The following is a 23,342-nucleotide window of genomic DNA, read 5'->3' as shown; positions in this document are numbered from 1 at the left end:
ACCTTGCCGGGTGATTCGACGCCTGCGCCGAACCTGTGGCTCGCGACGCCTCATGCCTGCCCGCAACCGGCCGATGGGCAGCGCGTGAACGCAGCCCCTGCGAAGCGCCGCCAGCGTTCGGCGGAGCCGGAGCTCTACGACTTCCGGCGTCCCATGACGCTCGCGCGCGAGCACGCGCGGATCCTCGAAGTCGCGATGGAGACCTTCGCGCGCCAGTGGGGCACGCTGCTGACGTCCCGCACCCGCGTGGTCGCCCAGATCGCCCTGGACGGGGTCGAGCTGCGCACCTATGACGAGTACATCCGGCCGCTCCCGTCGACCAGCCTGATGATCCTGTGCGGCGTGGAGCCGGCTCGCGCCACGGGCGTGCTGCAGCTTCCCGTCGACGCGGGGATGGTCTGGGTCGACTACCTGCTCGGCGGCCCGGGCCAGCCCATCGGTCCCGCCGACCGCGAGATGACAGAGATCGAGTGGCAGCTGCTGCGTGAGCTGGTGCAGACCGGCCTGCACGAGCTGGCCTACGCGTTCACGTCCGTCACCCGCCTCGAGCTCACCGCGAAGTCGGTGCAGTACGCACCGCAGTTCGTCCAGGCCGCCGCCGCCCAGGAGACGGTGCTGGTCGCCACGTTCGTCATCGAGCTGGGCAACCGGCACGACGAGGCCACCTTGATGCTGCCCGCCGACGCGGTGCTCGCCGCGCTGCGTGAAGCCGACGGCACGGATGCGCGCACACCCGACGAGCTGCGCGACCACGACGCGGCGGTCCGTGCGCTGTCCGCCCAGGTACGCGACGTCCCGGTGGGCGTCGCCGTGCGGTTCCAGCCGCTGACGGTGACCACCGACGAGATCGGCGAGCTGCAGGTCGGCGACGTCATCGGGCTGCAGCACCGGTCCGACACGCCGCTGGACGTCGTCGTGGACGACGTCGTGCTGGCCAAGGCGGCCATCGGGAGCAACGGCAAGCGGCTGGCCTGCCTGGTCGTGGCCGCAGACCGCAAGGAGCACTGAGGAGCACCATGTCCGTCCCCACCGACGTCGCGACCGCCGAGGCGGCCGCCCAGGCGTTCGCCACCGCGCTGCCCTCGCCGGTTCCGCTCGAGGTCGTCGACGCGACCCAGGCCGGGATGCCGGAGCCCGACGCCGCCTCCGTGCGAGCCGGGTTCGTGGGCGCCACGAGCGCCGACCTGGTCGCCGTCGCCGGGGAGGCGGTCGCGGCGGCGCTGGCCACGGCCGTCGGCCTCTCGCTGGCCGACGCCGTGCGGCCTGCGCTGGAGGCCGCGGGCCGGACCCTCGGGACGGGCGTGCTCGACGAGGCCGTCGAAGCCCCGGTCGCCGACGCGCTCGCGGCGCCCGACGTGCGCACCTTCGCCCTCGTGGACACCTTGGGCACCGCCGTCGCGTGGTTCGGTCTGCGGATCCGTCAGACGGTCTCCGACGTCCCGCACCAGCGCGACGCCGCCCCCGCCGCCGCCCCCGCCGCCGGCTCGCGCGCCGACTCGTACGGCATGCGCCTGCTGCACGACGTCGAGATGACGCTCACGGCGGAGATCGGGCGCACCAAGCTCCCGGTCCGCCAGGTGCTGGACCTGGTGCCCGGCACGATCCTCGAGCTGGACCGCGCGGCCGGGGCCCCCGCCGACGTCCTGGTCAACGGCCGCCTCGTCGCTCGCGGTGAGGTCGTCGTCGTGGACGAGGACTACGGCATCCGGATCACCGAGATCGTCACGGAGAGCGCCTCCTGATGGATTCCTCCGGACTCGTCCTCGGCCTGCGCGTGCTGCTCGCGCTGGCGGTCGTGCTCGGCCTGCTGTGGTGGCTGGCCCGCAAGACCTCCGGCGGCACGCGCATCAAGGCCGCGACCGTGCGCGTGGTCGGCCGGCAGAGCCTGGGCCGGCACGCGGGCGTCACGGTGGTCGAGGTCGAGGGCCGCCGGCTCCTGCTGGGGGTCACCGACCAGGGGGTCTCGCTGCTCACCGAGCTCACCGCGGTCCAGGACGTCGAGCCCGACGCGCGCACCGAGATCGACCCCGCCGACCTCGCACGGCTGGTCGACCTCGACGAGGTCCTCGCGGACGACGTCACCGACGACGAGCCGGCCACGTCCGTCCTCGCGCTCGCGACGTCGTCGAGAGCGTCCAGCACGCGGCCCGCCGCGCGCGCCATCCACCCGTCGACCCCCGCGGCACGGACGCCCGCGGTTCCCACGCCCCGCAGCCCCCTCGAGGGATCGATCCTGGCGCCGGCCACCTGGCGTCAGGCGGTGGCTGCGGTGCAGGAACGGACCATCCGGCGTTGACTGCCCAGCAGGTCGCTCGCCCCGGGCGGCCCTCCGCCGCACGACGGCGCCCGAGCCTGACGGTGCTCGGCCTCATCCTGCTGCTCGCGATCGGCTTCGCCGTCCTGAGCACGCAGGTCGCCTACGCCGCCGCGCCGCCCACGGATCCCGCCGCGCCGACCGCGCCGGCAGACCCGAGCGCGCCTGGCCCGACCGTGAGCGTGGACATCAACGGCATCGACGGCCAGCCCAGCAGCCCCGTCGTGGTCCTGCTGACCATCACCCTGCTGTCGGTGGCGCCGTCGCTGCTGCTGATGATGACGGGCTTCACCAAGATCTTCGTCGTCCTCGCCCTGACCCGGAACGCGCTGGGGCTGCAGGGCGTGCCCCCCAACCAGGTGATCGCCGGGCTCGCGCTCTTCCTGTCCCTGTTCGTGATGGCTCCCGTGCTCAGCGAGGTGAACTCGACCGCGGTGCAGCCCTACCTGCACGGTGAGATGACGTTCTCCGAGGCCGTCGACGTCGGTCAGGGTCCGCTGCGGACCTTCATGCTCGGGCAGACCCGCGAGTCGGACATCGCCCTGATCGAGCGGGCCGCGGACCGGCCGAACCCGGACACGCCCGCCGACGTGGAGATGACCACCCTGATCCCGGCGTTCATGCTCTCCGAGCTGCGGTCGGCGTTCCTCATCGGGTTCGTGATCTTCGTGCCGTTCCTGGTCATCGACCTGGTCGTCTCGGCGTCCCTGATGAGCATGGGCATGATGATGCTGCCGCCGGTGATGGTGTCGCTGCCGTTCAAGCTGCTGCTGTTCGTGCTGGTGGACGGCTGGGGCCTGGTCGTCACGTCGCTGCTGGGGAGCTTCGGCTGATGGACACCTCCGCCGTTCTCGACATCGGTCTCCAGGCACTGATCCTGGCGGGCAAGCTCGCCGCGCCCATCCTCATCACCGCGCTCGTGGTGGGCTTCGCGGTCTCCCTGCTGCAGTCGATCACGCAGGTGCAGGAGGTGACGCTGTCGTTCGTGCCGAAGGCGATCGCGGTGGCGATCGCGTTGCTGATCGCGGGGCACTGGATGATCGGCGAGGTGGTGTCCTTCACCACCCAGATGTTCGGCCGGATCCCGACCCTGCTGGGGGGCTGAGCCGTGCAGCTCGTCTTCCCGCTGGCCACCGTCGAGGTCGTCATGCTCGCCGGGGTGCGGATCGCGGCGTTCCTGGTGATCGCCCCGCCGTTTGCGCACCGCGCGGTGCCGGGCACCGTCAAGGCCATGCTTGCGATGGGCCTCGCTCTCGCGATGGCGCCCCGGGCGGCGCGTGCGGCGGCAGCGGCGGGCGCGCCGGCCGGCACCGAGATCGCGTCGGGGACCGCGACCTTCCTGGGCGACGTGGTGCTCCAGGTCGTGACCGGGGCCGCGCTCGGGTTCGTCGTCGCGATGGTGTTCGCGGCCGTGCAGGCCGCGGGGGCCGCGATCGACCTGTTCGGCGGCTTCCAGCTCGCCAGTGCGTTCGACCCGATGTCCATGACCTCCGGCGCGCAGTGGTCCCGCCTCTACCAGCTGACCACGCTGGCACTCCTGTTCGCGTCGAACGCGTACCAGGTGGTGCTCGCGGGCCTGGCGCGCACGTTCGACGCGCTGCCCCTGGGGGCCGGGCTGGACCTGTCGGTCCTCGCCCACGCCCTGACGACGGGGGTGACGCAGCTGTTCGTGTCCGCGCTGCAGATCGCCGGCCCGCTGATCGCAGTGCTCTTCCTGGCCGACGTGGGCCTGGGCCTGCTGACCAGGGTCGCCCCGGCGCTGAACGCCTTCGCGCTGGGCTTCCCGCTGAAGATCCTGCTCACCCTGACCTTGGGCGTCACGGCCTACCTGGCCCTGCCGCACGTGGTCGAGGCGCTCACCGACACCTCGGTGTCCGACCTCATGGGGGTGGGCCGGTGAGCAACGACGCTCAGGAGCGCACCGAGAAGGCCACCCCGAAGCGGATGAAGGAGCTGCGGCGGGACGGTGCGCTGCAGAAGTCGCAGGACCTGTCCGCCTGGCTCGGCGTGGGGGTCGGCGCCCTCGTGCTGCCGATGGTGGCGTCCTCGGCGTCGAGCGCCGGCCGGCGCCAGCTCGAGACGGTTCGGGACGTGATCGCGAACCCGGACGTGGGGTCGGCGACGAAGGCGCTGAGCGACGGGCTGGGATCGATCATCTCGACCCTGGCGCCGCTGCTCGGGGCGGTCGTCCTCGCGGCGGTGGTGGCTTCCGCGGCGCAGGGCGGCGTGCACGTCTCGGGCAAGCGCCTCAAGCCGAAGTTCGAGCAGTTCAACATCGCCAAGGGCGCCAAGCGGGTGTTCGGGATGCAGTCCCTGTGGCAGGGCGCCAAGGCCGCGCTGAAGACCGCGGCGATCGGCGCGGTGCTCTGGTCGGTGGTCCAGGGCATGGTGCCGCTCATGCTCGGCTCCGGCACGCACTCGTTGTCCTCGGTACTGACTGCCGCGTCCGGCGGCGTCTCGGGCCTGGTGCGCACCGCCGTCCTGGCGGGTCTCGTGCTCGCGGCGTTCGACGTGTTCGTCATCGCCAAGCGGAACCGCAAGAAGACCCGGATGTCCAAGAAGGAGATCAAGGACGAGCAGAAGCAGTCCGACGGTGACCCGCTGGTCAAGGGTCAGATCCGGTCGAGGCAGCTCGCCATGAGCCGCAACCGGATGATCGCGTCAGTAGCGGACGCCGACGTCGTCCTGGTCAACCCCACGCACGTCGCCGTCGCGCTGCGTTACCAGCCGGGAAGCGGCGCCCCGAAGGTGGTCGCCAAGGGTGCCGGCCACGTGGCGGCGCGCATCCGCAAGGAGGCCGCGGACAAGCGGGTCCCGATGGTCGAGGACGTGCCGCTCGCGCGGGCCCTGCACGCGGCGTGCGAGATCGGCCACGAGATCCCGGCGCACCTGTACGTCGCCGTCGCGCGGGTGCTCGCCTTCGTCATGGCGCTGCGCCGCCGCGGCTCCGCCCAGGGCATCCACCGAGCCCCGGGCGGCCCGACCACGCTCGACGGGGCGGTGGCCGCATGACCACCGCCCGCCTCACCAGCCCGGCCCTCGACCCAGGAGCCCGACGATGAAGCTCACCAACCTCACCCAGCTGTCCGTGCCCGCAGGCGTGGTCGGCATCGTGCTGCTTCTCGTGGTGCCGCTGCCGGCCTACGTGCTCGACGTCCTCATCGTCACCAACATCGCCTTGTCCCTCGTGGTGCTGCTGACCAGCATGTACGTCACCAAGCCGCTGGACTTCTCGGTGTTCCCGTCCCTGCTGCTGGTGCTCACGCTGTTCCGGCTGGGGCTGAACGTGGCCTCGACCCGCCTGGTCCTCAAGGACGGCTACGCCGGCCACGTGATCGACGCGTTCGGGCACTACGTGGTGGGCGGCTCGCTCGTGATCGGCCTGGTGATCTTCCTCATCCTGGTGGTCATCCAGTTCGCGGTGATCACGAACGGTGCCGGGCGGGTGGCCGAGGTCGGCGCCCGGTTCACCCTCGACGCGATGCCCGGCAAGCAGATGGCCATCGACGCGGACCTCAACTCGGGCCTCATCGACGAGGACGAGGCCCGTCGGCGCCGCAAGGAGGTCGCCGCCGAGGCCGACTTCTACGGGGCGATGGACGGCGGCTCCAAGTTCGTCAAGGGCGACGCGATCGCGGGGATCATCATCACGGTCATCAACCTGCTGGGTGGCTTCGCGGTCGGCATGCTCCAGATGGGCATGTCCGCGGGCGACGCGATCAACCGCTTCAGCCTGCTGACCGTGGGCGACGGCCTGGTCTCCCAGATCCCGGCCCTGCTGATGTCGGTGTCCACCGGTCTGATCGTGACGCGGGCGACGGCCGAGTCGGACATGGGGACCGCAGCGAGCTCCCAGCTGACCCAGAGCCGCACCGCGCTGCTGATCGCAGGTGCGGCGGCGATCGGGCTCGCCATCGTGCCGGGCATGCCCAAGGTGCCGTTCGTGCTGGTCGGCAGCCTGCTCCTGATCGTTGCGCAGCGGATCAAGGCGGCCAAGGCCAGGGAGACGGCTGCCGCGCAGTCCCAGGAGCTCGAGGTCGCCACCACGCCGTCCTCGGACAGCCCCGAGCAGCTGATCGAGCAGATGCGGGTCCCGGCGCTGGAGATCCTCCTCGCGCCCGACCTGGTGGACCTGGTCGGCGGCGGCGGGGACGGTGACCTCCTCGCCCGGGTCCGCGGACTGCGCCGCAAGATCGCGCTCGAGCTGGGCGTGGTGGTCCCCCCGGTGCGCACCAGGGACTCCGTGGACCTGCCGCACTCGACGTACGTGGTCAAGATTTCCGGCGTCGAGGTGGGTCGCGGCGAGGCGCCGTCCGGCCGGCTGCTCGCGCTGGGCGACAGCCTCGACGGGCTACCGGGGACCTCGGTGGTCGAGCCGGTCTTCGGGCTGGCGGGCAAGTGGATCCCGGCCGAGCTGCGGCACTCCGCGGAGCTGGTGGGCGCCACCGTGGTGGACCGGGTCTCCGTGCTCATCACCCACCTGGGTGCGATCGTGGACGCGCACGCGCCGCGGCTGCTGTCCCGCGAGGACGTGCGGGTGCTCACCGAGGGCGTCAAGCAGGTCAACCCCTCCGTGGTGGACGAGCTGGTGCCCAACCTCCTGACCCTGGGCGAGGTGCAGCGTGTCCTGCAGGGACTGCTGGTCGAGCGCGTCCCCGTGCGGGACCTGGGCCGGATCTACGAGGCCCTGACCCTGCGCGCCAAGGTCTCCACGGACCCCGAGGGCCTGGTGGAGGCCGCCCGGGGCGGTCTTGGTCCGGCGCTCGCCGCGCCGTACGCGAGCGACGGGGTGCTGCGGGTGATCACCCTGGACCCGACGCTCGAGCACAGCCTGGTCGAGGCGATCAGGCCGGCGGACGGCGGCGCGCAGCTGCTGCTCCCCCCCGCGCGGGTCGACAGCCTGCTGTCCTCGCTGCGCACCCAGGTCTCTCAGGCGGAGTCCGGGGGCCGTCAGGCGGTCCTGGTGTGCGCCCCCGCCCTGCGTCCCGCGCTGCGCCGTACCGTGGTGCTGTCGCTTCCCACCCTTCCTGTGCTGTCCTACAGCGAGGTGACGGGGGCGGGGCTGCGGATCGAGACGGTGGGTGTGGTGACCGATGTCCACGCGATTGCTGCTTGACGGGCAGGATCTGCGTTCCCTCATGCTCCGGGTCCGGGACGAGATGGGCCCGGACGCCCAGATCGTGCGTGCCGAGCGTGTCCGGACGGGCGGCATCGCCGGGTTCTTCGCACGCGAGCACTACGAGCTGACGGTCGAGGTGCCCGACAAGCCGCGGCGAGGTACTCGCGCCCGCCCCGCACCCGAGCAGGCGCACCGCCCCACCGGAACAACGGCCGAGCCGGTCGGGCTCGACGCCCTGCTCGCGGCCGCCGACGCGGTTGAGGCCGACCCCCGGGTCTCCACGGCCGGGTCTGCCTTCGCCGAGGTGCTCGCCTCGGTCCAGCGCATCACGGCCGAGCCGCAGGCCGACGCGCCGGCAGCCTCCGACGCGCCGGCCGCTCCGGCTACGCCCGACGCAGGGACCGGGCCGGCCACGCCCGACGCGGGGACCGGGCCGGCTACGCCCGACGCGGGGACCGGGTCGGGCAGCGCCGAGCGGGTCGACCCGGGTCCTGCCTGGGCCCCGGCGCCTGCGCCCCCCCGGATCGCCCGGCCAGGAGGCTCCGCAGCCGCCTCCGCGCCCTCCTCGCCCCCGGAGCCCGGTCCCGGTGAGACCGCCGGGGCCGGACCCTCCGACGCCGCCGAGACCTGGGACGCGGGTCCGACCGTCCCGGACGAGGTCCGGCCCGGGGCGAGCGTCGCGGCGCTGCTCGAGCTCGGAATCCCGACCCGGCTGCTCGCTGCGTTCGACCCGAACGCCGACGTCCCACTCTCCGGCCTGGTGCGGACCTTCGACCGGCCCCGGGGCACGCACCTCGTGCCTGGCACCATGGTGGTGGTGGCCGGGCCTGCCGAGCTCGCGGTGCGGACCGCGACGCAGATGGCGCAGCGCGCCGGGCTGGCCCCCCACGACGTGGTGCTGGCAGGCGAGGTCGACGCCCTGCCGGGGCACGGGCGCCGCGTCCAGACGACGGCGGCGGCCGGCCGGCTGCGTGAGCGCGTCCCGCAGGACGCTCCGCTCGTGGTCGCCCTCGGAGTCGCGGGCACGGCTGCGGGCGCTCTGCTGCTGGACTCGCTCGCACCGGACGAGGCGTGGGCGGCGGTCGACGCGCGGCTGCGCGGCGTGCAGATCCGGCGGTGGCTGCGCGCCGTGGGGGCCCGCAGGCCGTTCGACGCGGTGGCCGCGGCCCACACGTTCGACGCCCAGGCGCCCGGCACGGTGCTCAACCTCGGCGTCCCGGTGGGCTGGCTCGACGGCCTGCCCGCCTCCCCCGTGGTGTGGGCGGCGGTCCTCGGCGAGCGTCTCGCGGACGACGCCCGCTGGGACTGATCGGGCGCGAACGGCGACGTCACGCACCTGAGCAGATAGTCTCCCGTGCATGCTGGTCCTGTCGCGCCGCGTCGGTGAGCGCCTGATCATCGGTGACGACATCGTCATCACCGTGATCGACGTGCGCAGCGACGGGGTCCGCATCGGGATCGACGCGCCCCGGTCGGTCCGGGTGAACCGGGCCGAGGTCCTCGAGGCCGTCAAGCGGGCCAACGAGGAAGCCGCCCGCTCCGGGGGCGACGAGGCGACGGTGGAGTCACTTCGAGCGCTGCGGCCGCCGACGACCTGAGCGACGCCGCCGGGTTGCGGCATCCGGGTGAGCAGCCGGGCGCCCGGCGTCCGTTTCGTGCCGTCTTGTCGCGGCGCCGGGCAGGTCCCTGAGCGCCCACCGCGGACGACGCCTCATCACGGCGCCCCGGCGACCGATCAGGCCACCGAACGACGGGAGAACCCGTCAGCGGTGTCTGGGAGGCGGACGTGGAGGACTTGGACGAGATCGTCCACGAGTTCCTCGTGGAGAGCCACGAGAACCTGGACCAGCTCGACTCGGACCTGGTCGCCCTCGAGAGCGCGCCGGGCTCGCGTGAGCTGCTCGGAAGTGTCTTCCGCACGATCCACACGATCAAGGGGACCAGTGGGTTCCTGGCGTTCGGCAAGCTCGAGAGCCTCACGCACGTCGGGGAGAACCTGCTGGTCGAGCTCCGGGACGGCAAGCGGTCCATGGACCAGCCGACCACTGACGTGCTGCTGCGCATGGTTGACGGCGTGCGTGAGCTGCTGCGCGAGATCGAGCGCAGCGGTGGCGAAGGCTCCGTGGATGTCGCACCGACGGTCCGCCTGCTGGAGGCGGTGCTCGCCGGTGAGCACGTGTCCGAGGCGCCTACCACCGACGGGAGCGCCCAGCCCGTCGCCCAGCCCGTCGTCGAGCCCGTGGCCGAGACCGCGTCTGAGGCCGCGCCTGCTGAGGAGGAGCAGATGGAGTCCGAGCGCGCCGCAGCCCCCGAGCGTGCCGTCAAGGCCGCCACCAAGCCCGCCGCCAAGCGCGCGACCAAGCGTGCGGCGCCGAGCGCGTCCGCCGAGATGCCCGGGACGACCGTCCTGACCGAGGATCCGGCGCCCCCGGCTCCCGAGGTGCCGCACCCCCACGAGGCGTCGGAGCCGATCACGCCGTCGGGCGAGTCCGAGCACGCGGCCCGGACCGCGACCGACACGTCGATCCGGGTGGACGTGGACCTGCTGGACGCGCTGATGCGTCAGGTCAGCGAGCTCGTCCTGGCTCGCAACGCGATCGCGCGGCTGGCCAACGAGGGCGACATCGACCTCGCTCGCGCGTCCCAGCGGCTCAGCCTGATCGCCTCGGAGCTGCAGGAGGGCGTCATGAAGACGCGCATGCAGCCCATCGAGCACGTGTGGTCCAAGGTCCCGCGCATGGTGCGTGACCTCGCTGCCGCCTGCCACAAGCAGGTCAGGCTGGAGATGATCGGGGGGGACACCGAGCTGGACCGCAGCCTGCTCGAGGCGATCAAGGACCCGCTGACCCACCTCATCCGCAACGCCGTCGACCACGGCATCGAGGCGGCTGCCGACCGCACCGCTGCGGGCAAGCCCGCCCAGGGCGTGCTGTCCCTGCGGGCGTACCACGCCGGCGGGCAGGTGATCGTCGAGGTGAACGACGACGGCAAGGGCATCGACCCGGACGTCGTGGCCGCCAAGGCCGTCGAGAAGGGCCTGCGCACCGTCGCCCAGGTGGACCAGATGGCTCCGGCCGATCTCCTCCAGCTGCTGTTCCTGCCCGGCTTCTCCACCGCCGCCACCGTGACCAACGTGTCCGGCCGCGGGGTGGGCATGGACGTCGTGCGGACCAAGATCGAGGCGATCGGCGGCGCGGTGGACGTCGACTCGACTCCCGGACGTGGCACCACGTGGCGGCTGCGCATCCCCCTGACCTTGGCGATCATGCCTGCGGTCACGGTCGAGTGCGACCGGCAGACCTATGCGATCCCGCAGGTCAGCCTGCTGGAGCTGGTGGCCCTCGACGTCGAGGCGGAGCAGGGCGGGGTGGAGTACATCCGCTCGGCCCCGGTCTACCGGCTGCGGGGGGACCTGCTGCCGCTGGTCGACCTGCGCGAGGTGTTCGGCCGCCCCGGCCGGGAGGGCTCGCACGCGACCATCGCGGTGCTCCAGACCGACACGGTGCGCTTCGGGTTGCTCGTGGACCGCGTGCTGAACACCGAGGAGATCGTCGTCAAGCCGCTGTCCGGCCGGCTCAAGGCGATCGGCCTGTACGCCGGTGCGACGCTGATGGGCGACGGCCAGGTCGCCCTGATCCTGGACATCCAGGGCCTGGCCCGGCGCAGCCTCGCCTCCGAGAGCGTCGAGCAGGCGCGGCGGTCGAGCGAGGACGAGCACGCGGTGCGTGCCGAGGTCGAGCAGGTGCTCGTGGCGGGCATCGGCGACGGGCGCCGTGTGGCGATCCCGCTGTCCGCGGTCACCCGCCTGGAGCGGCTGCCGGTCGACGTGCTCGAGCACGTGGGCAGCCGGGAGGTCATGCAGTACCGCGGTTCCATCACGCCGGTGGTGCGGCTGGACCGGGTGCTGGGCTCGATGTCCGACCAGCGCGACGAGATCGTCGTGGTGGTCTACACGCGCGGCGATCGTGCCGTGGCGATCGTGGTGGACGAGATCGTCGACATCGTCGACGACACCGTCACCCAGCACAGCGAGCTCGGGGACATGGGCCTGGTCGGCTCGACCGTCCTCAAGGACCGCGTCACCGAGCTGCTGGACGTCCGAGCCGCGGTGGCTGCGGCCGACCCGATGTTCTTCGACGACGAGGCGGCCGACGCGTTCGCCCTCGTGGAGGTGTGACATGAGCCGACAGCTCGCGACCTTCGTCCTCGGCGGCGCCCACTACGGCGTCGACGTCCTCCTGGTCCAGGAGGCGCTGCGGTCCCAGGACCGCACCCCGGTCCCGCTCGCCCCGTCCGGTGTCGCCGGACTGGTGAACCTGCGCGGGGAGGTGGTGCTCTCGATCGACCTGCGCCACCGCCTCGGGCTGGCGCCGCTCGCGGAGGACGCCGAGCCGATGATGGTCGTCGTCCAGGTGGACGGCGAGCCGATCAGCCTGCTCGTCGACGAGGTCGGCGACGTCATCGACGTCGCCGAGTCCCAGTTCGAGACCCCGCCGGACACGCTCGACCCCGCGCTGCGCGAGCTCATCGTGGGCGCCTACAAGCTGCCCACCAGTCTGCTCATGGCGCTCGACGTCCAGAAGGCGACCGCGCAGGCCGCTTGATCCCCACCGGAGGCCGCGACAACGGCCCTGCACGGCGCCCAGGAGTCCCCGTGTCCCGCGGCGCGTTGCCGGCCCACGTCGCCGCCTCCCCGACGAACGAGGAGAGGGACGCGACGATGCGTGGACCGAGGAAGTCACCGGACGGCGAGGCGGGTCCGAGTCACCTGCGCCGCGTTCTGGGGACCGCGCTCCGGGCCGCGCGCGGCGTGACGGCCCGCGGCTCGATCCAGGCGCGCATCCTGGTGCTGGTCGCGGTCGTCGCTCTGCTGGCCATCGGCGTCGGCGTCGCGACGGTTGCCGCGATGCAGGACCAGGCCGCGCGGACGGCGTCCCTCGCCGCGCTCCAGCGGGACGTGGCGGCCCGGGTCGCACAGATCCGGGTCGACCTCGCCACCTCGGAGGGCATCGTCGCCCAGATCGCCGCGACGCAGAGCGCGACGCTGCAGAGCCCCTGGCTGACCAGGCTCCAGACGATGGACACCACGATCGCGGCCGAGATCGCCGCGGCCGAGAAGGCCGGCGCCGGCGACCTCCAAGGGTGGTCCGACTTCGTCGAGGCGCACCAGCAGTGGCTGCAGGTCCGGGACACGTACCTCCTTCCCGCAGCGAAGTCGGACGACATGGCGGCCTACGGGACGGTGCTCGGCAGCGCCGCGGAACCGCTCTCCCGGGCGTACACGGAGGCGATCGCCAAGGCCCTGGACGACGTGACCACCCGGATGGGGGACGCGGCGGCCGTGGCGGCCACGCGTTCGGCGGAGGCGTTGCGTCTCGTCCTCGCGCTGATCGGCCTGGGCGTCCTGGTGCTGGCCGGGTTCGGGCTGCTCACGGCCCGGTCGATCCGGCGGGCGGTCGCCGTGGTGAAGGGGTCGCTCGACGCGATGGCGCGGGGCGACCTCACCGTGCAGGCGGACCTGGCCTCCCGGGACGAGATCGGCCAGATGGCTCAGGCCCTGACGAGCGCGCAGCGGGCGCTGCGCGCAGCGCTGACCGGGGTCCTCGAGCGCGCGTCCGAGCTGGCCGGCACGGCCCGGAACCTGGACGAGGGCTCGGCGCAGGTGGCCGCGCAGTCCCAGGATGCGACGTCCGGGGCCGAGCTGGTCGCGGGCGCGGCGACCGAGGCCTCGACCACCGTGGAGCAGCTGTCCGCCCAGGCCGGCGAGATGGCCTCCTCGATCGAGGACATCCAGCGCTCGGCGACCGAGGCCGCCGGGTACGCCGCCCGGGCGGTCGAGGCGTCCAGGAATGCCGCCGGGACCGTGAGCGCCCTCGGTGACAGCGCCGCGGAGATCGGCAACGTCGTCACGGCGATCACCCAGATCGCCGAGCAGACCAACCTGCTGGCGTTGAACGCCACGATCGAGGCTGCGCGGGCCGGGGAGGCCGGCAAGGGCTTCGCGGTGGTGGCGGGGGAGGTCAAGGAGCTCGCCCAGGAGACCGCCAAGGCCACCGAGGACATCGCCCGCAGGATCGACGCGAACCGTACGCAGACGGTGGCCGCGGTGAGCGTGATCGAGGAGATCGCACAGGTCGTGCGGCGGATCGACGAGTACCAGAGCGCGATCGCCGCGGCGGTCGACCAGCAGAGCGCGACCGCCATCGAGATGTCCCGCCAGATCAACGACGCGGCCGAGGGCTTCGTCGCGATCGCGGGCGCCGTCGGGGGGCTCGCGGAGGGCGCGGAGGAGTCCAGCGGCGTCGCCGCACGGCTGCACGACGACGCTGCGGGCGTGGCGGCGATGTCCGACGCGCTGCGGTCCGAGGTGGCCAGCTTCCGCTTCTGACCCACCACTCAACACCGGCCCGTCACGGCCGATCGGATCCCTGCCGCGGACCAGCCGCGGCGTTCACGAGGAGGCGCGCGTGTCACGCATCACGGTGCTGGTCGTCGACGACTCCGTCGTCGTGCGCCGCCTCGTCACCGACGCCCTGTCCTCGGACCCTGCCATCGACGTCGTGGGCGTCGCGGCGAACGGCCAGATCGCGCTGAGCAAGGTGGCCCAGCTCAAGCCGGACGCCGTGACCATGGACATCGAGATGCCGGTCATGACGGGCATCGAGGCGGTGCGCGCCCTGCGCCGTGACGGCCATCGGATGCCCATCATCATGTTCTCCACGCTCACCGAGCGCGGCGCGGCGGCCACACTGGACGCCCTGGCCGCAGGTGCGACGGACTACGTCACCAAGCCGGCGAACGTCGGGAGCGTGCAGGAGTCCCTGGCCCGGGTCGCCGACGAGCTGATCCCCCGTCTCAAGGCCCTGGTGCGCAAACCCGGCCTCCCGCGGGCAGCGGCCCCCCGGCAGTCAGCCGTTCCCGTCCCGCACCCGGCCGTGCAGCGCGCCGTCCGGCTGCGTCCGGCGCCGGCGCGGCCGTCCCGGCCGCGGGCCGTCGTCCTGGGTTCCTCGACGGGGGGCCCGGAGGCGCTGTCCACCGTCCTGACCGGGCTCAACCGGCCGCTGCCGGTGCCCATGCTCGTGGTCCAGCACATGCCGCCGGTGTTCACCCGACAGCTCGCCGCCCGTCTGGACCGGCTGGGTCCGAACCGCGTCGTCGAGGCGACCGAGGGGATGGACCTGCAGCCCGGCTGGGTGTACGTCGCCCCGGGCGACCAGCACCTGGAGGTACGGCGCACCGCGTCGGGTGCCCGGACGCACCTGCAGCAGGATCCCCCGGTCAACTTCTGCCGCCCGGCCGTGGACGTGATGTTCAGGTCCGCGGTCGTGGTCTTCGGTGGCGACCTGCTGGGCGTGGTGCTCACCGGCATGGGCTCCGACGGTCGCACGGGCAGCCAGGCGCTGGTGGCCGCCGGCGGCTCGGTGATCGTGCAGGACGAGCCCACCAGCGTGGTGTGGGGCATGCCGGGAGCGGTCGCCACTGCGGGGCTCGCCCACGCCGTGCTGCCCATCACCGAGATCGCCCAGGCCGTGCTGCGCGGCGTCGGGCTCCCCGATCAGCAGCACGTGGGAGGCCCGCGATGACCCTGGCTCCGGACACCTTCGCCTGGGTCGCGGACCTGGTGCGCAGGCGCAGTGCCATCCAGCTGGAGGCCGGCAAGGAGTATCTGGTCGAGAGTCGCCTGATGCCGCTGGCGCGGGCCACCGGATCGATGGACGTGGACGCCTACGTGCGCGGCGTGCGGCAGGTCGCCAGCCCCGCCTCGCTCGAGGCGGTGGTGGAGGCGTTGACGACCAACGAGACGTCCTGGTTTCGCGACGCCCAACCCTTCACGACGCTGAGCAGGCACATCGTGCCCGAGCTGCTCGCGCAGCGGCCCGGTGCCGTGCTCAAGATCTGGTCCGCCGCGTGCTCGAGCGGCCAGGAGCCCTACTCCATCGCGATGACCCTCGAGGACCTGGTGACCACGAGGCGAGTGCAGATCCTGGGCACGGACCTGAACCAGAAGATGGTCGACCGGGCCAGGGCTGGCCGGTACAACCAGCTCGAGGTCAACCGTGGGGTGCCGGCGCCGATGCTGGTCAAGCACTTCACCCGGCAGGGCGCGGACTGGGAGGTCGCCGCCGCGCTGCGCGCCGCCACCACGTTCGCGCGGCACAACCTGCTCGAGGCCCCGCCCGGCGGTGGCCCCTTCGACGTGGTGTTCCTGCGCAACGTGCTCATCTACTTCGACCTGGCCACCAAGCGCGACGTGCTGCGCCGGGTGAGTCAGGCGATCAGACCGGGCGGCTACCTGCTGCTGGGGGCGGCCGAGACGACCATCGGGATCGACGACGGTTGGGAGCGGGTCAGCCACGAGCGTGGTTCCGTCTACCGACTCGCAGCCAGGAGGGCAGCATGAGAGCACTGGTGATCGACGACTCGCGCACGATGCGGCGCATCGTCGTGGCCGCGCTGCGGGCGCTGGGATTCGAGACGCTCGAGGCGGAGCACGGACAGGCGGCCCTCGACGTCCTGGAGGAGGAGGGCCCGGTCGAGCTGGCCTGCATCGACTGGAACATGCCGGTCATGACGGGCTACGAGTTCGTGGTCGCGGCCCGGGAGAACCCGGACTGGCGGGACATCACGCTGATGATGGTGACGACCGAGAGCGAGCACAGCCAGATCGTCAAGGCACTCGCCGCCGGAGCGCACGAGTACCTCATCAAGCCGTTCACCCCGGACGCCATCCGGGACAAGCTCCAGCTGCTCGGGCTGGTCGAATACGAGGAGTCGGCATGAGCGCCGCGATCGACATGAGCGTGTTCTCCGAGACGGTCTTCGCCATCGCCGAGGAGGTGTTCTCGGCGATGATCGACCCGGAGCCCGGCGCACTCCAGCCGTCCGTCGAGGACGTCGAGGCCCCGGCCGACGCGACGTACGCGTGGGTCGACGTCCACGGGGAGCATCCCGGACGGGTGATGCTCGGCACCGAGCACGAGACGGCGATGCTGCTCACCCGGGCGCTCCTCATGATGGCGCAGGACGAGGAGGTCTCGGACGCGGACTTCGTCGACGCCGTGGGCGAGATCGCCAACGTCGTGGGAGGCAACGTCAAGGCACTGGTCCCGGATCCGGGTCCACTCACGCTTCCGCAGGTCGCGGCGGAGCCGCCGGCCGACGGCGCGGTGCTGCTCCACGACGCGCAGTTCGCGTGGCGCGGCCGGCCTCTCGGCATCTCGTTGTGGAGCCTGCCGTGATCGACGCTGGGACCCCCGCCCACGAGGTGGGGCCGATCAGGAACGGGTGGTCAGCATGAGAGTGGTCGTCGCCGACGACAGCCGTGTGATGCGGCAGATCGTCATCCGCACCCTGCGCCAGGCGGGGTACGAGTGGGACATCACCGAGGCGTCGGACGGCGCCGAGTCGCTCCAGCTCGCCAGGGACGTGGATCCGGACCTCGTGCTCTCGGACTGGAACATGCCCGAGATGACGGGGATCGACATGCTCCGCGCGATGCGTGCAGCCGGGATGGACATCCCGCTCGGCTTCGTCACCTCGGAGGGCTCGCCGGAGATGCGGGAGCAGGCCGAGGCAGCCGGGGCGCTGTTCCTCATCGCCAAGCCCTTCACGGCGGACACGTTCCGCGAGACGATCGACCCCTTCCTCGCGTGAGACGGCGATGAGCACCATGACGGGAACACCACTGCCCTCCGCGCCGGCGGTGCGTGAGCTGTTCGAGGGCCTGCTGGGCCGCGAGGTCGAGGCGACCATCGGCACGGGGGCGGTCAACCCTGGCACCGCCCCGGGCGCCGTCGTCGGCGTGTACACCGACGACCGGATGGCGTTGCGGGCGATCGTCCTGCTCGAGCTGTCCCTGGCGGCGCACGCCGGCGCCGCCATCGCACTCATCCCGGTCGTGCAGGCCGAGGTGGCCGCCGACGACGGCGTTCTGCCGGACACGCTGTACGAGAACGTCGCCGAGGTCCTGAACGTCGCGGCGTCGGTGTTCAACGCGGACGACGCGCCGCACGTGAAGCTCTACCAGTCCTACCGGCCCGGGGAGCAGCTCCCGGCCGACGTGTCCAAGTGGGTGCTGGCGTTCGTGCGCCGCGTCGACATGGAGCTCTCGATCAGCGGCTACGGCAAGGGCAGGGTCTCCGTCCTGGTCCTCTGACAGCCCCCGACGCGCCGATCCCGGTGCGCTGCCGTCCGAGTGGCCGTGACCGGTCCGCTCAGTGGTTCGGCTGGTACTCCCAGTGCCACGGCTCGCGCGGGACGTCCTGGACGAAGCCGTACTCGGTGCCGTGCCGGCTCATCCACGCCTGCGCGTCCGCATCCAGCTTCAGGTCCAGCGCCATGCCCCACCCGTGCCGACTGGTTCCCGGCACGGCGGCGAGGCCGCCCTGGGAGTACAGGCCCTTGCGCGCGGCGACGTCCACCTGCGCGTCGTAGGGGCGGTAGGAGTCGGTGACGCCGATCGACATCCCGTCCGCGCCGGCGGCGGCCCGCATCGCCTCGAACGAGCGCGCCGCCGGCGGCCACAGCCGCGCCGAGGTCCCCTCGACAGGGCTCAGCTGGGACAGCGGGACCTTCCCGTTGCCGTACGGGAGGTAGGCGAGTGGCACGTTGTCGGCGTTGACCCGCGACCCGCCGGCACCGACGTCGGTCAGGGAGGCAGCACCCACGGGGGCGAGGCCGGCGACGGAGTCGGTGGCGTTCACCGCGCTGAGCGCGTCGGCGAAGCTGGCCGAGGACGTCGCCACGGCGCCCACCGGGCGTGCGGCGAGGCCGTCGATCGTGGCCTGGATCTCGGCGATGCGCTGGTTGATCGCGGTGATGGCGTCCACGTGCCCCCTCTCGACAGGGTTCCCATCGGCAGGTGCGGGCCCGGTGTGAGAGGTGGGGACGGGTGGCTGTGCCGTACCGCCGCTACGTCCGGTCGGGTGAACCGCGCGGAGACGCGTGGGTGAAATGTGTGCTCCGAACGGGTGGTCGGCCGCCGCGACAGACGTCTTCCCAGGTCAGGTGGCTAACCTTGGCACGTCAGCGACAAGGCAAACCCGTCGAGAGGCGGGGACGCAAAGCCACGGGGCCCCTGGGGTCAGCCGGGCTGCCGAACGAGAGGCGCGAGCCATGCCGGAGAACGGTTTCACGGGAACCCAGTCCAGCTTCGACGAGATCACCGCGGGTCTCCACGACCTCTCCGTCCCGCCTGCCACGCTCGCCCGCTGGGCCGCGATGGCCGGACAGCTCGCGACCGCCGGCTACGTCCCCCGGCAGCCCGCTGCGTGAGGTCGCGCGTCACTGATAGGTGACGAGCACCGGGGCGGGCGTGACCTGGTAGGTCTGTTCCGGTGTGAGGACCGGGTGGTCCTCGTCGAGGAAGTTCTTCCATCCCCAGTGCAGCCCGCTCGGCGCGTTGCGCTGCAGTGCGCGCCAGGTCCCGGCCTTGGCCGGCTGGCCGCCCTGGCCGTCGGCGTGGACGACGATCGCCAGCTCGGGGCGCGAGGTGTCCAGCTTCTCGCGGTCGTGGATCATCGACAGCGAGAACTGGTGCAGCACCAGCGCCTTCTGCGGCAGCTGCTCGCGCCGGGTCAGGTCCGCCAGCCACGTGACCACCGCGTTGACCTCGTCGATACCCACCGAGCCGATCTGACGCAGGTGCACCTGGTCCGGCTTCAGCCGCCATTCCGGGTCGAGCGCGAGACCGACGTTCGGGTAGGACAGGAGCTCCTCGTACTCCTTGGCCTGGGTGAGGAAGTCGGTACGCCCTGGCTGCAGGTCGAGGATGACGAACTCGCCGTGCTCCTGGGCTGCCTTGACCCACGGGAGCAGGTCAGCGGCAGGCCGCTCGTCCGAGTAGTTCCCGTCCGGCCCAGCCCCGCGCGAGGCGATGGTGGCGATGATCTCCAGGCTGGGCTCGACCCTGTCCTTCGTGAGCCCCTGGTACGTGCCCGCCAGGTCGTCGGCGCGCTCAAGGGTGGCCGGCAGGTCCTGCTCACCCAGGACGCCGAGTCTCGGGTCGCCCGGCGTGCCGTACAGCGCGACGAGCCTGCGGTGGGAGAACACCAGCTGGCCGCCGCCGGGCAGCTCGGTGCCGGTCGCGGCGGTGCGGACCCGCCAGTCCACCTGTGTTGCCCCACCGAGCGCCGAGAAGGCCGGGCCCACCGCCAGGACATGGCTGCTCCGGTCGGTGACGGAGGCGACGGCCCGAACCGTCGCGCTGCTCGCGCGGGGGTCGCCGCCGGGCACGGTCGCGACCGGCAGCCCGGCCGCACGCGCTGTCGCCACGGCGGCGAGCGTGCTCGCGTCGCCGTCCGTCAGGAGCACCCCGTCGCCGGGGGCTGGAGCGGGCGTGGTTCGAGGCAGGGCGGGCCCGGCTGCGGCGCTGGGTGTGGGGGTGCCCGAGGTGGGGGTGCCCGAGGTGGGGGCGCTGGGGGTGGGAGCGCCCGAGGTGGGGGCACTCGGGCTCACGCTCGGCCCCCCTGTGGGGCCTGCGGGGACCAGGAGGGCGGGGTGCGCCCGGTCCAGCCCGGCCACCGCCGCCACCGCGTCGCCGACCGGCACCCGCAGGGCGGTCCCTGACCCGAGCCCGAGCGACGGGTCGAACGCCGTGGGATCCGGTGCGTGCACCACGGTCAGCCCGGCGAGGGACGGGCGCAGGTCGCCCACCGCCAGCACGGCCTTGGCGCCGAGGCGGCGGACCTCCGCGCGCCACGGCGCCTCCGCTGCCTGCCGCGACGCGGAGGGGGTAGCGGCCGAGGACGTGCCAGCCGAGGACGCGCCGGCCGAGGACGCGCCGGCCGAGGACGTGCCGGCCGAGGACGTGCCGTCCGCAGGTGTGGCGGCCGACGGGCCGACCGTCCCGGTCGAGCTCGGCTCCGGCTGGACCAGCAGCATCGGTGCCCCGAGCGCTACCGCGGCCGACGCGGCCCAGAGCTGGGCCGCCGTGTCGTCGGCCGGAGCCAGCACCACCACGGGGGCGTCGGCGAACAGCGCCCGGCTGGCGGCGACGCCGGTCGCGTCGTCCAGCACCGTGGTGGGGGCCGAGGGGAGCTGGAGGTCCGGCTGCTGCGGCGGTGGCGTGGTCGAGCGGGTCGTACTCGAGCGCTCGGTGACGGGGGGCTCGTTCGCGGTGCACGCGGCCACTGCGATCGTCAGTCCTGCGAGTGCGACCGCGGCGGCAAGCCGCCGGTGTCGTCGAAGCATCCGTCGACGATACGTGACTTAACCCTTGGCACCGGGCCTCGGCGCGACGTACGGTCTGCGGACACGGGAAAGGAGGTGGTCCAGAAGTGAAGTCTTCCAGGACGCGTGAGGTGGCTGTCCGCTAGTCGCCGCCAGCAACGGACGGACCGGCTCCGGGTTGCCGCACCGGCGGCAGCGAATTCCCGGCAGTCACCGCAGCCCGTGGGGGTCGCGCCTCGTCCAGCGCGACACGTCGGTCGCAGACCGGCAGCCCACGGGCTGTTCCGTGCCCGCGACGTCCCGTGGCATCACGTGAGCGGTGCTCGCGGGCCCGCCACAATGGTCCGATGACCTACCGCGTGATGACCGTGTGCACCGGCAACATCTGCCGGTCCCCGATGGCCGAGGTCGTGCTCCGCGACCGGTTCGAGTCCGCCGGCCTGGGCGACCGCGTGACCGTGGAATCCACCGGGGTGAGCGACGAGGAGCGCGGCAACCCGATCGACCGGCGGGCGCGCCGCACCCTGAGCGCGCACGGCTACCGCGTACCCGAGCACCGGGCGCGCCGCGTCACGGCCGCCGAGCTTGCCGAACGGGACCTCGTGCTGGCCATGACCAGTGGGCATGCGCGTGCGCTGCGCCGCATCGCCGGCACTGACGTCGACGTGCGGCTGTACCGCTCGTTCGACCCCTCGGCGCCCACCGGAGGTCCCGAGCACCTGCTGGACGTGGACGACCCCTGGTACGGCCCGCAGGAGGTCTTCGAGCAGACGCTCGCCGAGATCGAGGCCGCTGCCGACGCGATCGTCGATCACGTCCGGGACGCGCTCGGGAGCTGAAGCCCTCCAGCCCCGTGGGTGCGCCCCGGCCGACGCGCACTCGACGTCGTCCGAGCGGGGTGCTGCGGCCCGGCCCTTAGGCTCACGGGGTGGACATCGCCGTGCTGGGAGCGACCGGGGACGTGGGCCGTCAGGTGTGCACCCAGCTCATCGAGCGCCGGGTGCTGCCCCCCACCTCCCGGCTCCAGCTCGTCGGGCGCCGCGGCGGGGCGTCCGGGCGGGCGACGTACGGGCTGCGTGCCGATCTCATCGACGCGTACGACGAGCACGCCCCCCTGATCGACGTCGCGCTGGACCCGGCAGACGTGGTGGCCGATGTGGTCGTGGTCGCGGCCGGGATGACCACGCCCGCGGCCCCCGGGGGCAGCATCGACCGGTCGCAGCTCGCCGCCGCCAACCACGGCGTGGTAGCCGAGTACGCGCGGGCCCTCGCCGAGCACGGCTCGGGGCACGAGGTCGTCGTGGTGGTCTCCAACCCGGTCGAGCTCGGCGTGGCCGTGCTGGCGCGTGAGCTCGGTCGGCACCGGGTCATCGGGATGGGAGCGTGGCTCGACACGTTGCGCTTCCGGCGTGAGGTGGCGGTGTCGCTGGGGCTGCGCCGGCACCGGATCGGCGGGTTCGTCGCCGGCCAGCACGGCACGGACCTGGTCCCGCTGTGGTCCACCGTGCGGGTCAGCGGGCTGGACGCCGGTGAGCGGCGAGCAGCGGTCGACGGCCTGCGCACGGGCCGCTCCCTGGGGACCTTCGACGCGGAGGTCGCTGCCGCCCAGCGTGAGCTGCTCGACCTGGACGTCGCGAGCGCGTACGCCCGGGTCGACGCCCTGCCCGCTGACCTGCGCGCGGTGATCCGTCCGTGGCTGACGCACACGAGCGGCGCGAAGACCGCGACCGGGACGGCGGGCGCGACGGTCGATCTGCTGGAGACGGTGCTGGACGGGCGAGAGATCGTGGTCGCGGGCCAGGTGCAGCTCGCGGGTGAGGTCGTGGTGGGCGGCCGCCGGCTCACCGGGGTGCTCGGGGCGCCGGTGGTCCTGGGGCCCGACGGCTGGACCCGCGTGCTCCTCGACGACCTGGCGGCTGACGAGGCGGAGCGCCTGCTCGCCTGCGCCGACCGGATCCACGCGTCGCTGGCGCCGTGGGAGGCTCGGGCATGACCGCCGACGAGCACTGGGTGGCGCTCGTGCGCGGGGCGGACCGTCCGGGCACCCTGACCGCGCTGACGAGCGTGTTCTCCTCGCGCGGCGTGAGCTTCGACTCGCTGTCCACCGGGTCGGTGGATGCCGGCAGCGGGACCATCGCGGTGACCTTCTGCGCGAGCGAGCGTCGCCGCACCCAGCTGCTGCGGACCGTCGCCCGGCTTGCGGAGGTGCGTGACGTGCAGGTGCGGCGCGCGGACGACCCGTTGGTGCGGGCCGCTGCGGTGGTCGAGCTGCCTGAGGGAGTGCGCCCGCCGCAGGTGTCCGGGGTGCTGTGGGCCGCCGGCTCAGGGGCCGGCGGCGCGGCGCTCGCGGAGGGTAGCCTCGCGGCCGTGCGCAGTGCGGTGTCCGCCGCGCTGGCTGCAGGCGCGACGACGACGGCGACCGTGGTCCTGGGGCTCTGACGCCCGGCCCTCGGACAGGGCTCGTGGCGCGGGGTGGACGGGACTATCCTCGCGACGTCCGGCGTCCGTCGTCGGCGCACAACCGAACACGCCGCTCGAGCCGTGGCGGGAGAGCCTCTCGCGAGGCGCCGAAGGAGCAACCCTCCCCGGGAATCTCTCAGGCCCCAGTACCGCCACGGCGAGGCAACTCTGGAAAGTGGCCGACGACGGCCCACCGACGGTGCACGTCGGGTGATCCCCGCGGGGCCGCACCCGGCCAATCTCTCAGGTCGGGGCGTTGCCCCGGAGGACAGAGCGGGG

At 72.9% G+C, this 23,342-nt stretch carries 25 protein-coding genes and 2 riboswitches; of the genes, 23 read left to right on the top strand and 2 right to left on the bottom strand.

Annotated features, from left to right (window positions below):
• Nucleotides 1-84: 84 nt before the first annotated feature.
• The 19 genes from Q6348_RS02735 to Q6348_RS02645 all read left to right on the top strand — a co-directional run bounded on the left by Q6348_RS02735 (nt 85) and on the right by Q6348_RS02645 (nt 17,589).
• Nucleotides 85-1,008 carry a FliM/FliN family flagellar motor switch protein gene (locus Q6348_RS02735; RefSeq protein WP_304599802.1) on the top strand — a complete coding sequence of 308 codons (924 nt, stop codon included), beginning with the start codon at nt 85-87 and terminating at the stop codon, nt 1,006-1,008.
• Nucleotides 1,009-1,016: 8 nt separating this feature from the next.
• Complete coding sequence (gene fliN / locus Q6348_RS02730; protein ID WP_304599801.1) at nt 1,017-1,742, top strand: flagellar motor switch protein FliN; 726 nt, start codon at nt 1,017-1,019, stop codon at nt 1,740-1,742.
• Nucleotides 1,742-2,296 (top strand): flagellar biosynthetic protein FliO, encoded by a 555-nt coding sequence (gene fliO / locus Q6348_RS02725; RefSeq protein WP_304599800.1) that lies wholly within the window; start codon nt 1,742-1,744, stop codon nt 2,294-2,296. The genes fliN and fliO overlap by 1 nt, the downstream gene beginning before the upstream one ends.
• On the top strand, nt 2,293-3,147 hold the full coding sequence (fliP, locus tag Q6348_RS02720; RefSeq protein ID WP_304599799.1) for a flagellar type III secretion system pore protein FliP: 855 nt from the start codon (nt 2,293-2,295) through the stop codon (nt 3,145-3,147). The genes fliO and fliP overlap by 4 nt, the downstream gene beginning before the upstream one ends.
• A complete protein-coding gene (gene fliQ / locus Q6348_RS02715) occupies nt 3,147-3,419 on the top strand; it encodes a flagellar biosynthesis protein FliQ (RefSeq protein ID WP_304599798.1) in 273 nt (90 codons plus the stop codon). The genes fliP and fliQ overlap by 1 nt, the downstream gene beginning before the upstream one ends.
• Nucleotides 3,420-3,422: 3 nt before the next feature.
• Nucleotides 3,423-4,214 (top strand): flagellar biosynthetic protein FliR, encoded by a 792-nt coding sequence (locus Q6348_RS02710; protein ID WP_434062042.1) that lies wholly within the window; start codon nt 3,423-3,425, stop codon nt 4,212-4,214.
• Entirely contained in the window at nt 4,211-5,326 is a 1,116-nt protein-coding gene (locus Q6348_RS02705) for an EscU/YscU/HrcU family type III secretion system export apparatus switch protein (protein WP_304599797.1), read from the top strand. The genes Q6348_RS02710 and Q6348_RS02705 overlap by 4 nt, the downstream gene beginning before the upstream one ends.
• Nucleotides 5,327-5,372: 46 nt before the next feature.
• Nucleotides 5,373-7,430 carry a flagellar biosynthesis protein FlhA gene (locus Q6348_RS02700; RefSeq protein ID WP_304599796.1) on the top strand — a complete coding sequence of 686 codons (2,058 nt, stop codon included), beginning with the start codon at nt 5,373-5,375 and terminating at the stop codon, nt 7,428-7,430.
• Complete coding sequence (locus Q6348_RS02695) at nt 7,408-8,742, top strand: hypothetical protein (protein ID WP_304599795.1); 1,335 nt, start codon at nt 7,408-7,410, stop codon at nt 8,740-8,742. Before Q6348_RS02700 ends, Q6348_RS02695 begins: the two co-directional genes overlap by 23 nt.
• A gap of 49 nt (nt 8,743-8,791) precedes the next feature.
• On the top strand, nt 8,792-9,031 hold the full coding sequence (csrA, locus tag Q6348_RS02690; protein ID WP_304599794.1) for a carbon storage regulator CsrA: 240 nt from the start codon (nt 8,792-8,794) through the stop codon (nt 9,029-9,031).
• A 188-nt stretch (nt 9,032-9,219) separates the two neighbouring features.
• Entirely contained in the window at nt 9,220-11,610 is a 2,391-nt protein-coding gene (locus tag Q6348_RS02685) for a chemotaxis protein CheW (protein ID WP_304599793.1), read from the top strand.
• Nucleotide 11,611: 1 nt separating this feature from the next.
• Nucleotides 11,612-12,037 carry a chemotaxis protein CheW gene (locus tag Q6348_RS02680; RefSeq protein ID WP_304599792.1) on the top strand — a complete coding sequence of 142 codons (426 nt, stop codon included), beginning with the start codon at nt 11,612-11,614 and terminating at the stop codon, nt 12,035-12,037.
• Between the two features lie 116 nt (nt 12,038-12,153).
• A complete protein-coding gene (locus Q6348_RS02675; protein WP_304599791.1) occupies nt 12,154-13,821 on the top strand; it encodes a methyl-accepting chemotaxis protein in 1,668 nt (555 codons plus the stop codon).
• A 79-nt stretch (nt 13,822-13,900) separates the two neighbouring features.
• The gene (gene cheB, locus Q6348_RS02670) at nt 13,901-15,016 is read left to right on the top strand and encodes a chemotaxis-specific protein-glutamate methyltransferase CheB (RefSeq protein ID WP_304599790.1); all 1,116 of its coding nucleotides are present in this window, start codon (nt 13,901-13,903) and stop codon (nt 15,014-15,016) included.
• The gene (locus Q6348_RS02665) at nt 15,013-15,834 is read left to right on the top strand and encodes a CheR family methyltransferase (RefSeq protein ID WP_304599789.1); all 822 of its coding nucleotides are present in this window, start codon (nt 15,013-15,015) and stop codon (nt 15,832-15,834) included. Before cheB ends, Q6348_RS02665 begins: the two co-directional genes overlap by 4 nt.
• On the top strand, nt 15,831-16,214 hold the full coding sequence (locus tag Q6348_RS02660) for a response regulator (protein ID WP_304599788.1): 384 nt from the start codon (nt 15,831-15,833) through the stop codon (nt 16,212-16,214). Before Q6348_RS02665 ends, Q6348_RS02660 begins: the two co-directional genes overlap by 4 nt.
• Nucleotides 16,211-16,672 carry a chemotaxis protein CheX gene (locus Q6348_RS02655; RefSeq protein WP_304599787.1) on the top strand — a complete coding sequence of 154 codons (462 nt, stop codon included), beginning with the start codon at nt 16,211-16,213 and terminating at the stop codon, nt 16,670-16,672. The genes Q6348_RS02660 and Q6348_RS02655 overlap by 4 nt, the downstream gene beginning before the upstream one ends.
• Nucleotides 16,673-16,727: 55 nt before the next feature.
• On the top strand, nt 16,728-17,087 hold the full coding sequence (locus Q6348_RS02650) for a response regulator (protein ID WP_304599786.1): 360 nt from the start codon (nt 16,728-16,730) through the stop codon (nt 17,085-17,087).
• 7 nt (nt 17,088-17,094) lie between these two features.
• Nucleotides 17,095-17,589 carry a hypothetical protein gene (locus Q6348_RS02645; protein WP_304599785.1) on the top strand — a complete coding sequence of 165 codons (495 nt, stop codon included), beginning with the start codon at nt 17,095-17,097 and terminating at the stop codon, nt 17,587-17,589.
• Nucleotides 17,590-17,647: 58 nt separating this feature from the next.
• On the opposite strand, the gene Q6348_RS02640 is transcribed toward Q6348_RS02645, so the two are convergent.
• Entirely contained in the window at nt 17,648-18,262 is a 615-nt protein-coding gene (locus Q6348_RS02640) for a M15 family metallopeptidase (protein WP_304599784.1), read from the bottom strand.
• Between the two features lie 196 nt (nt 18,263-18,458).
• A riboswitch (cyclic di-GMP riboswitch) is annotated at nt 18,459-18,533 on the top strand.
• Nucleotides 18,534-18,548: 15 nt separating this feature from the next.
• Between Q6348_RS02640 and Q6348_RS02635 the strand changes: the two genes are divergently transcribed.
• A complete protein-coding gene (locus Q6348_RS02635; protein WP_304599783.1) occupies nt 18,549-18,707 on the top strand; it encodes a hypothetical protein in 159 nt (52 codons plus the stop codon).
• Nucleotides 18,708-18,716: 9 nt separating this feature from the next.
• On the opposite strand, the gene Q6348_RS02630 is transcribed toward Q6348_RS02635, so the two are convergent.
• Nucleotides 18,717-20,624 carry a hypothetical protein gene (locus Q6348_RS02630; protein ID WP_304599782.1) on the bottom strand — a complete coding sequence of 636 codons (1,908 nt, stop codon included), beginning with the start codon at nt 20,622-20,624 and terminating at the stop codon, nt 18,717-18,719.
• A 326-nt stretch (nt 20,625-20,950) separates the two neighbouring features.
• On the opposite strand from Q6348_RS02630, the gene Q6348_RS02625 reads away from it, so the two are divergent.
• The 3 genes from Q6348_RS02625 to Q6348_RS02615 all read left to right on the top strand — a co-directional run bounded on the left by Q6348_RS02625 (nt 20,951) and on the right by Q6348_RS02615 (nt 23,042).
• Nucleotides 20,951-21,442, top strand: a complete 492-nt coding sequence (locus Q6348_RS02625; RefSeq protein WP_304599781.1) for a low molecular weight protein-tyrosine-phosphatase — start codon at nt 20,951-20,953, stop codon at nt 21,440-21,442.
• Nucleotides 21,443-21,531: 89 nt separating this feature from the next.
• A complete protein-coding gene (locus Q6348_RS02620) occupies nt 21,532-22,596 on the top strand; it encodes a lactate/malate family dehydrogenase (protein WP_304599780.1) in 1,065 nt (354 codons plus the stop codon).
• Nucleotides 22,593-23,042 carry an ACT domain-containing protein gene (locus Q6348_RS02615; protein WP_304599779.1) on the top strand — a complete coding sequence of 150 codons (450 nt, stop codon included), beginning with the start codon at nt 22,593-22,595 and terminating at the stop codon, nt 23,040-23,042. The genes Q6348_RS02620 and Q6348_RS02615 overlap by 4 nt, the downstream gene beginning before the upstream one ends.
• A gap of 96 nt (nt 23,043-23,138) precedes the next feature.
• Nucleotides 23,139-23,225, top strand: a riboswitch (glycine riboswitch).
• The last annotated feature ends 117 nt before the right edge of the window (nt 23,226-23,342 follow it).

Origin of the sequence: Actinotalea lenta, assembly GCF_030586465.1 — a bacterium.
Taxonomy (GTDB): domain Bacteria; phylum Actinomycetota; class Actinomycetes; order Actinomycetales; family Cellulomonadaceae; genus Actinotalea; species Actinotalea lenta.
Note: the sequence above shows the minus strand (reverse complement) of the source record. Positions and strands in the feature narration are given on the sequence as shown.